Below are 13,596 nucleotides of genomic sequence, written 5' to 3'. Positions count from 1 at the left end.
ACTCCTTGTACGGCTGACAGTTGCAACTAAAAACTATTTTAGAATTATCATAAACAGTGCCATGGTTCATCTTTCTCTTATTTAGTCATAGTTTCATGAATGCGTCAATGGAGATAATTTTTAATCGCCGTAATACTGTGTTTTTCAACTCTGTGATTTACTAACTGGCTAACTATTAATTTAACCCATAAAAAAACCTCTAGCCGTTATGACTAGAGGTTTTCCGTTAGCGAGTAGCTACTTATTAAGTGTTCAAATAATCTTGTTTATATAAATAAGACTAAACACGCTCAATAATAGTAGCAATACCTTGGCCAAGACCGATACACATCGTTGCTAGACCGATTTCAGTATCCGACTGCTCCATTGCGTTTAGCAAGGTAACCGTGATACGAGCGCCTGAACACCCTAGTGGATGACCCAGAGCAATCGCGCCACCATTGATGTTGACGATGTCTTGCTTGTCAGATAGGTTTAGACCTTTCAATACTGATAGACCTTGAGCAGCAAACGCTTCGTTTAGCTCGATGGTTTGCATGTCATCGATGCTCATGCCAGCACGCTTCAATGCTTTTTGGGTAGCAGGTACAGGACCATAGCCCATGATAGCAGCGTCACAACCAGCAACAGCCATACTACGGATACGAGCACGTGGCTTTAGACCTAGATCTTTGGCTTTTTGTGCGCTCATTACTAGCATTGCTGACGCACCGTCAGATAATGCAGATGAGGTTGCCGCTGTTACTGTACCGCCTTTTGGATCAAACGCTGGACGTAGCTTTTGCATTTGTTCCATCGTTGCATCTGGACGAATCACTTCATCAACCGTACATAGTTGCAGACGACCAGCAGCATCATGACCTTCGATACCGATGATTTCATTGTCGAAACGACCTTCAGTAGTTGCAGCCCATGCACGGCGATGTGACTCAAGACCAAACGCGTCTTGCTCTTCACGTGTGATATTGTTCATACGACCTAGCATTTCAGCAGTCAAGCCCATCATGTTTGACGCTTTTGCATAATGCTTAGAAGCAGCAGGGTTCAAATCAACACCGTGCATCATGCCGACGTGACCCATGTGCTCAACACCACCGATGATGAATACATCACCTTGGTTGGTCATGATTTGTGCAGCGGCAGTATGTAGTGCCTGCATAGAAGAACCACATAGACGGTTAACCGTTTGGCCACCAGCAGTCTTTGGGATACCAGCTAGCAAACCGATGTTACGACCGATGTTCAAGCCTTGCTCTAGCGTCTGATTGACACAACCCCAGATAATGTCTTCGATATCATTGGTATCAAAGTCATTACGTTCTACTAGCGCACGTACTAGTTCCGCTGACATGCTATCAGCACGTACATGACGGAACATACCGTTTTTGGTTTTGCCCATTGCCGAGCGTACGCCATCTACGATGACCACATCTTTTGGACTTAAAGTTGTCATACCATATTCCTTTTCAATTTTTATTGTCAGTGTAGTCAGTCCAATTTACGACTATTACCTTGTTAACCCCGCTCAAAGTACAGTAGGTACATTTGCGCTTGATTTACTCGTACTAGCATTAAACTAAACCAACTATAATCGTACGTTCGCTATTGGAGACTATTCATGTCTCAATTGCTTTCATGCAAAATAGCAAACGTACTGCACTTCATCCTAGTAATGACTGACTATTACGCTGTTGCGTAAAAAGTCTCGCCTGCGGCTGCCATGTCGCGAATCTTTTGTGGCGCTTCATAAGCTTTGCCAAGATGTGCGTATTTTTCACATAATGCCAAGTAGTTATCTAGACCCATTTGGTCGACATAACGGCAAGGGCCACCACGGAATGGAGGGAAACCTACGCCCATGATCATCGCCATGTCGGCCTCGCTTGGTGTGCTTACGATGTTATCTTCTAGGCAGCGAACGGTTTCGTTGCAGAAGGCAATCATAGTGCGATCAATGATTGCTTGATCGTCAAACGTTTGCTTTTCACTGTCAGTTGTGGCTTTTAGCAACTCGTAAGTGGCTTCATCAGCAACTTTCTTTGGCTTGCCGCGCTTGTCCATTTCATATTTATAGAAACCGATGCCGTTTTTCTGACCTAGACGCTCATTGTCATATAGATGCTGGATAGCACCTTTATAATCAGGCTTCATGCGATCAGGGAAACCATCAGCCATCACTGCTGCGCCATGTACACCAGTATCTAGACCAACCACGTCGATTAGGTATGCAGGGCCCATTGGCCAACCGAATTTTTCCATAACTTTATCGACATGAGCAAAGTCAGCACCTTGCTTCAGTAGCAAGTCAAACGCACCAAAGTATGGGAACAATACACGGTTTACCAAGAAACCTGGGCAGTCATTCACAACTACTGGCACTTTACCCATTTTAGAAGCAAGGGCAACAGTAGTCGCGATGGCTTCTTCAGATGATTTCTCACCGCGGATAACTTCTACCAATGGCATACGATGTACTGGGTTGAAGAAATGCATACCAACGAAGTTTTCTGGACGCTCAAGCGCTTCTGCTAGGAACGTAATAGAGATAGTCGAGGTGTTTGAGGCTAGGATGCAGTCGTCTTTTACTAGACCTTCTACTTCTTTTAGTACCGCACGCTTCACGTTTGGATTTTCTACAACGGCTTCGATAACGATATCAGTCTCAGCAAAATCACCATAGTTCAAAGTAGGACGGATACGGCTTAAGGTTTCACCCATTTTTGCTGGAGTCATCTTGCCGCGTTCTACCATTTTACCAAGCAGTTTGCTCGCTTCGCCCATACCAAGGTCTAATTGCTCAGACTTGATGTCTTTCATGATGATTGGCAAGCCTTTGCTGGCTGCTTGATAAGCGATACCGCCACCCATGATACCAGCGCCTAGTACAGCGGCTTCGCTGATGTCGTGTGCTTGCTTGCTGTGTTTTTTGGCCAGTTTTTTGACTAGCTGATCGTTTAAGAATAGACCAACCAAGCTCTCTGCTTGTGGCGTCTTAGCGGCTTTTGCAAAACCAGCAGCTTCTACTTCGATCGCTTTGTCACGTGATAAATTAACGTGCTTTTCAATCGTTTCGATAGCGATTGCTGGTGCTGGGTATTGCTTAGGATTGGCTTTAGCGAAAATAGCACCTTTGGCACTGTTGAACGCCATCGCTTGCTCAAGCTGGTTTAGCTTAACTGGAGCCAGTTTCTCTTCACGTTTTGCTTTCCAATCAAGCTCACCTGAGATACATTTTTTGACTAGGTCAATCGCTGCATCTTGTAAGTCGTCAGCAGGTACAGTCGCATCAACCAAGCCCAGCTTCAATGCTGCCAATGCTTTCTTTGGGCTACCAGTCGCGATCAGCTCAAGCGCGTTATCGATACCGATGATACGCGTACTACGAACTGTACCGCCGAAACCTGGGAAGATACCTAGCTGAGTTTCTGGCAAACCGATGATCGCTTTGTCACTCATGACACGGTATTCACAAACCAAAGTCATTTCACAACCGCCGCCCATCGCCGCGCCATTGATAGCCGCAACTTTCGGGAATGGTAGGTCTTCAAAACGATTGAAAGCGTCATTAACATGAACGACCCAATCTTTGATCTCGCTTTCTGATTTTTTGAAAGAACCGACGAATTCTGTGATGTCAGCACCAGCGATAAACACGCCTTTGGCTGAAGTAACGATAAGACCTTTTACGTTGTCGGCTTTTTCTAACGCACTAACTGCTTCACCAAACTGCTTATTGGTTTCGGCATCAAATTTGTTCACGCTCTCATTTTCGGCGTTGTACTGCATATTGGCGATGCCATCCTCTAGCATTGTCACCGTGATGCGATTTCCTTGGTATACCATTTGAAACTCCTTTCTATATAACGAAAGCTACGTTTTGAATTAAAATAAATAGCCAGTTACTGTTAGTAAAATGGGTAATAGCACTGTGCGCTTGTCATGTTATAAAGACAAACATATAACCAGCTCACAAGTGAAGATGTCTTTATTATCCAGCGTTCATCATGATGCACGTATTTTGCGTCTCTTGCATGACATCATATGACGCTTCATTTATATACTGCTGTTGCAGGTACTGATGTTCAAAATATTGACTGAGACTTGGTCTAACACTCGGTATCGACGATTGAACATCCTGAGAAAAATCCCAGTAGGGTCACCATCAGACCATTTTCACGTCAATTAGTGTAGGGGATTATGCCCCTAACTGTCACAAGCTAATACCATACTCGCAAGTCACTCTTAAATCACTTGCAGGCATTTACCTTACGATAAAAGTGTTTTAGTGAATAAATGTATACTGAATTATTAATTTAGATTTGTTTCGTGTTGTTGGCTCAACGAATGCCATCTTTGGAACGATAGTCCGTTGGTGCTATCTAATAAGTGCCAATTGATCGATGCTACTTGGTCAGTGCTAACTATTCAGTGTCAGCATTCAGTACCATTTTTCTACGATAATTAGATGAACGTGCCAGCCTAGCTTGCTCTTTTATCAGAACATATTCAACCAGAGAGTGACATCATCCATCGGTAACGAAATCTTGTCGTTATATTGCAGCTAAGATTGCTCTACTTTCGAATAGACTTCGGTAGAAAAATGCAAAAAATAATCAATTGATACCGTGTGTCACATAAGCGATATGACCTATCATGCTACACTAATAGCGTTTTTATCTTATCCCTAATAAGTTTTATTGTATCCCTGATAAATGGTTGGATTATGACTGTTTCCCTTACTTCTAGCACTACCTCTACTGGCGTTATCCCTTTTGACTTTGTTTCTTTTCAAAGCACTGAGCAGTTTCATGGTGCTGTGCGCGAGCAATTGGCGCAAGATATCGAGGTGTTGTTCGCTTATGCCAAGCTCCCTAGCCCGCTAGTAGATGCTTGCCGCTATGTCATGACTGGACAAGGAAAACTGGTACGTCCACTGATGGTTGCCAGCGCTTTTGCCAGTATTAATAGCAGTAATAATGAACGTACAGATGAGCCTAATGATGATATCGATACTCTCGATACTGATCTGGACGCGCTACTAGAAAACGACTCAGACTATGATATGTCGCGCCGTGCTGCATTAGCAGTAGAGCTACTGCATACCTACTCACTGGTACATGATGACTTGCCATGTATGGACGATGATGAGCTGCGCCGTGGTCAGCCGACTGCGCATATCGCCTTTGATGAAGCGACGGCTCTGCTGGCAGGAGATGTATTGCAGACACTAGCGTTTGAAGTATTAACTGCAGAGATGCCAACCTTTGCGCCATTCGATGCAAATATCGCAAGTCAGCTCATGGCAATATTTGCGCCGCGCGCCAGACGCATGGTATCGGGTCAAATGCTAGACCTCAATGCCGAAGCCAGTGCCAGTATTGCGCAGGATGATTTAGAAGCCATTCACCGCGACAAAACAGGCGCGCTGATTGAAGCGGCGATGCTCATGGGCGGCGTCTGTGCTGGTGCAACGGCCCCACAGCGCATGGCACTACAAGAGTGCGCCCAATATATCGGTCTAGCCTTTCAAGTCCAAGACGATGTGCTAGACGTCACGATGACGACCGACACCCTTGGCAAGCCTGCGGGTAGCGATGAAAAACTAGACAAATCTACCTACGTAAAACTGATGGGTGTCGATGACGCGACCAGCTATGCGCAATCGCTATTTAACGACGGACGCGCAGCCATTTCTAATGAACTACATAGTCGTGAGCTTGGTGCTAGCATCGATGGCGTTGGTACAGATAATGATGCGCTACTGGCATTGATTGAATGGCTCTGGTCACGTAAAAAGTAGCTTTTCACATAAGCGGTGATAAATATATCGTAATAAATTTTATTACCCAAAACGGCAGTGAGTGGTCAACATGGACAGTTCCCCTACCCCGCGCATTTACCTCGGCACTGGTGGCTATAGCGATACCGATTTGCTCGGTACGCTGTATCCCACCGGTACCAAAAAAACCGACTTCTTACGTGAATACGCCAAACAATATGGCGCAGTCGAAATCAACAGCACCTTTTATGCGCCCATCGGACAAAAAGCCTTTGCTGGGATGGTTGATAAAGCTTATGCACAGGCGGACAGTCAGTTGAAGTTCGCCGTCAAACTGCATCAAGACTTTACCCACGCTCGCAAAGGCACTGCTGAGCACGCACAAGCATTTCTAAATGCCTTATCTCCACTTATCGAAGCAAATGCTTTAGCGCCATTATTACTTCAGTTCCCACACGGCTTTGATCGTACTCGTGAGCATCGTCTCTATTTAGCAAACCTCGTCAGTTGGTTTCAAGACTACCCACTCACCATTGAGTTTCGTCATAACGGCTGGCACACACCGCAAGTGGTCGATAGTTTCCAGCAGCAAGGTCTCATTTGGTGTAGCGTCGATTATCCCAAGGTAGGCGGATTACCGCCGTCACGGTTGATATTCACTGAACGCACTGGCTACCTACGTATGCATGGCAATAATACAGGCTGGTGGGATGCGATGAGCGCGGCTGATCGTCATGACTATCGCTATAGTGAAGCTGAGATGCAGGACTGGGCGCAAGCGATTGCCAATCAGCGTCAGCACTTTGATACGCTCTATATCTTCTTTCAAAACACTGTCAATGCACACGCTTACTATAATATTGCGATGCTGCGAGAAACGTTGGGTAAGTTTGGGTTTGAGGTGCTATAAAAAGCAAATAAAGAATCAACTTGGAAAATGTTTACAACGTAGCTTATGCTTCATGCTAGCCTACGACGTTATAACTGTAGAAAACTTATCTGATAGATAGGCTAATTCATCAAAGGAACTGATAAATGTCTAAAAACATCAATGTAATTGAACCAATAAAAGATAGTGTTGTGTTGTCTACAGCTAAAAATAAAGTTCCTATAACAGTAAATGCAACACACAAAGGTGTTATGCATATAGGTGGTATAGACCTTGAGTGTTATGTACTTGAAGATGGTAGAAGAGTGTTTAACAAAAAAGGAATGGCTAAAGCTATTGGTTTAAAATCTGATGGTGGTAATTCATTTATGCGGACTATAGGTCGTAAAGGGTTAGGATCTGAAATAGATGACAGACTACAAAACTCTATTGAAAATCCTATACTTTTGAATTATTTGAGGTCAGATCCAAACCATGCCTATGAAGCTGATGTACTTGTAGAAGTTTGTAAAGCAATTAAGCGCGCACATGATGCGGGAAAACTTACTTCGACTCAAAAAGATCTTTACTATCAATCAGTAGCAATATTAAATGCTTTTGCCAAAATTGGTGTCGTAGCATTAATTGACGAGGCTACGGGATACCAAACTGAACGTAGCCCAGATGCACTGCGCTTACTTGTTCAGCAGTATTTAGAAGAAGAAAAAAGAGAATGGCAGAAAGAATTTCCTGATGAGTTTTATAGAGAATTAAACCGAATATACGGTAGTCAGAGTACTGCCACAAGGAAGTCTGGAGCTATAGTCATTAATAAGCCACAGCATTTTGCAAAATTTACTAGGTCATATGTTTACGAGCCTCTTGAAAACGGGGCAGTTTTAGAAGAATTAGATAAGTTAAACCCAAAGATAGATGACAAAGGAAATAGGAAAAATAGATTTCATCAACATATGACAGAAGAGTATGGTGTAGAAAAGCTTAGACTCCAAATGAGAGAAGTTTTAACTTTATTAAAAATTTCTGACACAATTACCGAATTTAAAAGAATGTTTAAAAAGCGCTTTCCACAATCTGGTGATCAAATGGATCTTTTATAGAAATATAATTTGAATTGAAGCTTTCGAACATAATAAAAAGGACACCTCACCGTGTCCTTTTCTTATCCAAACCCTAAATAGCTAAAAACTCCCTTTCAACGCTAACCTCTTAAACTCTATGCTTTACATCCGCATAGACACAATAGATAAATTTATCCAAAACAAGCATACAGAATCGCTCTACTTATTCGTTTTGCACACTGGTAACTTATAATCCTATGAATCAAGAGACATCAGTCAAAACGCAATATAAGCGTACTGATATTCACTTATACTATTGGAGAAAGTATCGATGACAACACTAAATAATAAAGTCGCGATTGTAACCGGTTCATCAAAGGGTATTGGCGCACAGATAGCCTTATCACTTGCAGAATCAGGGGCTAAAACCGTCATTAATTATGCAAATGATGACGTAGCAGCCAATGATATCGTCAACCAGATTAAATCCGCAGGCGGTGAAGCAATCGCCGTTCAAGCTGATGTCAGCAATCCCAAGCAAGTCGAAGCAATGTTTGATGCCACTATCAGCGCGTTTGGTAAGCCAGATATTTTGGTCAATAGCGCAGGTATAATGATTAATAAACCCATTGCCGAGACCACCGATGAAGACTTTGACCGTATATTTGCTATCAATGTAAAAGGCACGTTCAATACGTTGCGTGAAGCTGCGACTAAACTCAATGACGGTGGCCGCGTTGTAAACCTCTCAAGTACGACCACTCGTATGCTACTACCTAATTACGGCACCTACTGTGCGACCAAAGGCGCGGTCGATCAGCTAACCCGTATATTTGCCAAAGAAATTGGCGAGCGCAATATCACGGTCAATGCAGTATCTCCCGGCCCTACTGACACTGAGCTATTTCATCAAGGTAAAGCAGATGAAACGGTAGAGAGACTTGCCAGTATGTCACCGTTTAATCGTATCGGTGAACCAGTCGATATTGCTCATGTGGTAGCATTTTTGGTCAGTGAAGAAGCGGCTTGGGTTACTGGACAAAATATCGGCGCAAACGGCGGTATTGCCTAATAGCGTAATGGCGATGCTCTATCAGAAATATGTTTTAATCAGATATCAAAATAGAAAGCTATTATAGAAAGTTATCACATAAAAAAAGGACACCTCGCGGTGTCCTTTTTTCAATCAAATACTTAGTCGTTAAAGATTACTCTTCAACGCCAGCATCTTGACCTTTGTATTTTGCGTTTGCGTAGTCCCAGTTCACTAGTTTGTCTAGGAACGTGTCAACATAGTCAGGACGACGGTTACGGTAATCTACATAGTACGCGTGTTCCCATACATCACAAGTCAATACAGCTACTTGGTCATGTGCAAGTGGGGTGTCAGCATTAGCCGTTTTGGCGATTGACAATTTGCCACCGACTTTATCAGCAACTAGCCATGCCCAACCTGAACCAAACTGAGTCAATGCTGCGTTTTTGAACTCTTCACGGAATTTGTCGTAGCTACCGAAATCTTCTTCGATTTTTGCTTTTAGATCGCCAGTAGGTTCGCCGCCGCCGTTCGTTGGCGTCATGCAGTTCCAGTAGAACGTGTGGTTCCATACTTGAGCTGCTTGGTTGAACATACCTTGCTTGCTGTCATCTTTAGCAGTCGCTACGATGATTTCTGGCAATGTTTTGTCTTCTAGACCAGAACCTGACAACATGTCTTTTAGCTTGTTTACATAAGCAGCATGATGCTTGTCATGATGATACTCTAGCGTTTCGGCACTGATATGTGGCTCTAGTGCGTCTTTTGCATATGGTAGGTCTGGTAAAGTAATGTTTGACATAATTATTTTATCCTTGCTGTTTAGCCGTTAGTTTATAAAAACTTGCTTATAGAAACTGAATTTTACGCTATTTTTACACCGCAAAAAACACTATAAAATAGCGGACTAAATTGGCTGAGTTTATTGTTTGAAATGAACTTTATCGCTTGATACACGGTACTGCTCAATACAATATCACGTATCATTATGAATCCAAAATTAACCTAGCGGTTACTTATTGCTATTATTCTTCGCCAAAAAGCCAAGTCTCTGACTTTATAGACTTTTATTAACTTAATATTCACAAGCTATAAGATATAATTCACTGTAGCTTGGTATCTATTATAGCAACAGTGACCAATAATATCAGTTACCAAATGTTATAGCCCGTACAATCTGTATAGCGATTGGTTATTTATTACGCGGTAACTACATTCACTCCAAACTCATGCGTTATCATTATTAGCATAACTACTTCAATCGTCAAACAATTTACCGATTAGCACTGCAGAAGATAAATAAAGCCCACGCGAATAATAATTTTTCATCATTTTTATATAACGGACTGACTCTATGAGCACCACTGATACCTCGTTAACTGCTACCCATCCGACATCTAGCAACCAATGGGTACTGGCTAGCAACAATAAAGGCAAATTGGCTGAGCTTAAACGGCTATTTGCCGAAGCGAACTTGGACGTAACGATTGTCCCGCAAGGTCAGCTCGATATCGAAGATGCCATCGAGGATGGTCTAAGCTTTGTGGAAAACGCCATTATCAAAGCCCGTCATGCGAGCCGTATCAGTGGACTGCCTGCTATCGCTGATGATTCGGGACTGTGCGTGCCTGCACTAGGTAATGCGCCAGGTATCTACTCTGCTCGCTACGCTGGTGAGCACGGCAACGATAGTAAAAATAACGCCAAGCTCATCGCCGACTTGCAGCCTATCCGCGCAGCAAATCCAGATACTCCGATCAAAGGTATGTTCGTTTGCGTACTGGCAATGGTGCGTCATGCTGATGATCCGCTACCGATTGTCGCCCAAGGATTATGGCATGGCGAGATTTCAGAGACAGCGCATGGTGATGGTGGCTTTGGCTATGATCCATTATTTTGGTTACCTAACTTGCAAGCCAGTGCAGCTAGTCTGAGCGCTACTGATAAAAACAGCATCAGCCATCGTGGTCAGGCAATCCAGCAGTTATTGGCGCAGCTACCTTTATAAATACTTTATAGTTGTTCTATTTATAACTATCTACAAGTGCACTTGATACTCATAATACGTTTACAACCTTATCGCTGTTTTTTATCCGTTATCTTATTTATTGATTATGAATATGGTCAAATCTTTATATAAAATCAAGCCATATAAGAGCAAGCAACATAAGGAAACATGCCATCAAAGAGATAATTTTTACTTTAATAAACAGATAGATTATACTGTTCTACTTTTAAAATTTTGTTGAAATCCGTTATTTGGCTGTATAATTCACCAAAAAGCGTTATTATGCGGTGCATTAACGGTTTATTATCGATATTTGATAGCATGGACAACCTCAGCAGGTTCACCTTTTAGTATCAGCGGCGATTGCTACTGGCACTGAATTTGATGTTGTGCGCTATCGCTATCCCCTATTTATTTCAACGGCAGCCCGTCGTACATGCCCGTAATTTGAGGCGCGGTCTGTCTATTACAATTTAACCCTAAGTACTATTTCATTAATCAAACGTACTACTTAATCCTAAAGGTGTAATTAACATGGCTACAGATTTACAAGTCACAACCAACAAGCTATCTAATAAAGAAACCCAGCTAACGGTTAAAGTGCCCGTTGAAAAAATTCAAAACAAAGTTGAAGGCCGTATTCGCCAAGTTGCGAAAACTGCCAAGATTGACGGTTTCCGTAAAGGTAACGTCCCTATGTCACACATCCGCTCTCAGTACGGTGCTGGCATTCAACAAGAAGTTATCAACGATGTGATCCGTGATACTGTGTTTGAAGCGATCAAATCTGAAGACATCCGCGCTGTTGGCATGCCTAACATCGACGACGTAAAACTTGAAGACGATTTCTTGGTATATCAAGCCACTGTTGAAATCTTCCCAGAAGTAGATGTACAAGGTATCGATGAGATCGAAGTTGAGCGTCACACTGCACAAGTGAGTGAAGAAGACGTTGACACTATGATTGAAAACCTACAAAAGCAACGTGAAGAATTCGTTGAGAAAAAGGGCATGGCTGCAAAAGACAACCAAGTGACTTTTGACTTTGAAGGCTCTATCGACGGCGAAAAATTCGAAGGCGGCTCTGCTGAAGACTTCAAACTAGTTATCGGTAGCAACCAAATGATTCCAGGTTTTGAAGCTGGTATCAAAGGCATGAAAGCTGGCGAAGAAAAAACTATCGACGTAACTTTCCCAGAAGATTACCAAGCTGAGAACCTAGCTGGTAAAGAAGCTCAGTTCAAAATCAACGTAAAATTGGTTGAAAAATCTAAGCTACCTGAAATTAACGAAGAGTTCCTTGAGCTATTCGGCGTGAAAGAAGGCGGCGTTGAGAAGTTGAAAGAAGACGTACGCAAAAACATGGAACGCGAAATCAAAAACGCTGCGCGTAGCCAAGTTAAGCAAGCGACTTTTGACGCATTGCTAGAAAAGAACGAGTTTGATGTACCAAACGCGATGCTAGAGCAAGAAATCGAGCGTCAACGCAACATGATGATGCAACGTTTTTCTCAGCAGTTCGGTGCGAATGCTGATAGCTTCGATAAAGACATGCTACCAAATGAGCTATTTGAAGAGCAAGCGCTACGTGCTGCCCGTCTTGGCATCATCGTTGCCCGTGTTATCGACACTAAAGGCTTAGAAGTAGATCAAGAGCGTGTTGAAACCTTCATCAAAGAAGCCGCTGAAAACTACGAAGATCCAGCAGAAGTTATCGAGTACTACACCAATGACAAGCAGCAGCGCGCTAACATTGAGTCTGTTGTACTAGAAGACCAAGTAGTAGATTACTTGATCGCTCAAGGTAAAGTAACTGACAAAGAAGTTAGCTATCAAGACTTGCTAGCCGCTCAGCAACAACAGCAGCAAGCAATGTAGTTGATACGACAAGCTGTCTTTTTAGATATGCTGTAGTCGGTTATCAAAACTAAAATGCGCCCCCGACCTTTTGATCGGGGGCGCATTTTTTATGGCGTTCGATAGCTAGATAAAATCAGCCACAACTATCTAACTTACAAGCATCGTACTTGTACTATAAAGCGCGCTTTACACCAACACAGGCGCAAATATGGCGCTCAATCCTAGCAGTACTAGCCCGCGCTGTAACCACAGGCTATCGCTAAAGCGTTGCTGCAACTGCTGACTAACCAGCGTACCAACTGCATATAGCGCTAGCATCGTGACCATCATCCCTGCATAAAAACCTAGCTGACCGCCTACACCGACATTCGCTGGTACTTCCATCGCGTGTGCCATGCCATGAAAAACCGCCAGACCACCAAAGCCAAACAATGATAACTGCTGAATACTTGGCGTGCGTGCTGTATGAGTCTGCGCAGAGAACGCTTCTTGTCTACTTTTTTGGCTCATTAAGATTATAGCCAATACAACTACCGACAGTGATATCGCCACTTCAATTAGCCCAGATGATGCAGCAAATGCGATACCACCAATCAGCACGCCAGCCGTGCCCAATATCGCGCCTAACGACAACCCAGCTGTCAACGACATCATGCCTAAGCGCTGCTTTTGTAGTCCATAAAACAACATGCCCATGCCTACTGCCAAGAACAGATGATCAAAGCCAGTCACTGGATGCATCAGTCCTGCTTGTAACGTACCTAAAAATGATGGCGTTTGCGCGGTAGTCGAGTGAATATGTTCTGAATGCGCCTGCGCCAATGACGGTAGCATTAGTGATGTCATCATCACAGCCGAACCAGACACGATATGACGAGCTGAGAGCACTTGTGAAAAGCGAGAGTTTTCGATGTGAAGACCTTTTGTAAACTGTGTCATGCAGTTTTTCCTTATTTTTTATATTTT

At 43.2% G+C, this 13,596-nt stretch carries 10 protein-coding genes; 6 read left to right on the top strand and 4 right to left on the bottom strand.

Annotated elements, in window-relative coordinates; genetic code table 11:
- Positions 1 to 280: 280 nt before the first annotated feature.
- Positions 281 to 1,453, bottom strand: a complete 1,173-nt coding sequence (gene fadA / locus ACHEVO_RS13180; protein WP_057761795.1) for an acetyl-CoA C-acyltransferase FadA — start codon at positions 1,451 to 1,453, stop codon at positions 281 to 283.
- A gap of 230 nt (positions 1,454 to 1,683) precedes the next feature.
- Positions 1,684 to 3,843 carry a fatty acid oxidation complex subunit alpha FadB gene (gene fadB / locus ACHEVO_RS13175; RefSeq protein ID WP_101205329.1) on the bottom strand — a complete coding sequence of 720 codons (2,160 nt, stop codon included), beginning with the start codon at positions 3,841 to 3,843 and terminating at the stop codon, positions 1,684 to 1,686.
- An 880-nt stretch (positions 3,844 to 4,723) separates the two neighbouring features.
- Between fadB and ACHEVO_RS13170 the strand changes: the two genes are divergently transcribed.
- The 4 genes from ACHEVO_RS13170 to ACHEVO_RS13155 all read left to right on the top strand — a co-directional run bounded on the left by ACHEVO_RS13170 (position 4,724) and on the right by ACHEVO_RS13155 (position 8,798).
- Complete coding sequence (locus tag ACHEVO_RS13170; protein ID WP_394125206.1) at positions 4,724 to 5,800, top strand: polyprenyl synthetase family protein; 1,077 nt, start codon at positions 4,724 to 4,726, stop codon at positions 5,798 to 5,800.
- 70 nt (positions 5,801 to 5,870) lie between these two features.
- Positions 5,871 to 6,689 carry a DUF72 domain-containing protein gene (locus ACHEVO_RS13165; protein ID WP_394125205.1) on the top strand — a complete coding sequence of 273 codons (819 nt, stop codon included), beginning with the start codon at positions 5,871 to 5,873 and terminating at the stop codon, positions 6,687 to 6,689.
- A gap of 125 nt (positions 6,690 to 6,814) precedes the next feature.
- A complete protein-coding gene (locus ACHEVO_RS13160) occupies positions 6,815 to 7,765 on the top strand; it encodes a P63C domain-containing protein (RefSeq protein ID WP_394125204.1) in 951 nt (316 codons plus the stop codon).
- 292 nt (positions 7,766 to 8,057) lie between these two features.
- Complete coding sequence (locus ACHEVO_RS13155) at positions 8,058 to 8,798, top strand: SDR family oxidoreductase (protein ID WP_394125203.1); 741 nt, start codon at positions 8,058 to 8,060, stop codon at positions 8,796 to 8,798.
- Between the two features lie 136 nt (positions 8,799 to 8,934).
- On the opposite strand, the gene ACHEVO_RS13150 is transcribed toward ACHEVO_RS13155, so the two are convergent.
- On the bottom strand, positions 8,935 to 9,564 hold the full coding sequence (locus tag ACHEVO_RS13150; protein ID WP_394125202.1) for a superoxide dismutase: 630 nt from the start codon (positions 9,562 to 9,564) through the stop codon (positions 8,935 to 8,937).
- A gap of 552 nt (positions 9,565 to 10,116) precedes the next feature.
- On the opposite strand from ACHEVO_RS13150, the gene rdgB reads away from it, so the two are divergent.
- A complete protein-coding gene (rdgB, locus tag ACHEVO_RS13145; RefSeq protein ID WP_394125201.1) occupies positions 10,117 to 10,770 on the top strand; it encodes an RdgB/HAM1 family non-canonical purine NTP pyrophosphatase in 654 nt (217 codons plus the stop codon).
- A 534-nt stretch (positions 10,771 to 11,304) separates the two neighbouring features.
- Positions 11,305 to 12,648, top strand: coding sequence for a trigger factor (gene tig / locus ACHEVO_RS13140; protein WP_102091742.1), 1,344 nt, complete (start codon positions 11,305 to 11,307; stop codon positions 12,646 to 12,648).
- Between the two features lie 168 nt (positions 12,649 to 12,816).
- Here the strand turns inward: tig and ACHEVO_RS13135 are convergent, their stop codons facing one another.
- Positions 12,817 to 13,569, bottom strand: coding sequence for a HupE/UreJ family protein (locus ACHEVO_RS13135; protein WP_394125200.1), 753 nt, complete (start codon positions 13,567 to 13,569; stop codon positions 12,817 to 12,819).
- Between the last annotated feature and the right edge of the window lie 27 nt (positions 13,570 to 13,596).

The sequence above is a fragment of the Psychrobacter nivimaris genome (assembly GCF_043419765.1).
Classification (GTDB): domain Bacteria; phylum Pseudomonadota; class Gammaproteobacteria; order Pseudomonadales; family Moraxellaceae; genus Psychrobacter.
Note: the sequence above shows the minus strand (reverse complement) of the source record. Positions and strands in the feature narration are given on the sequence as shown.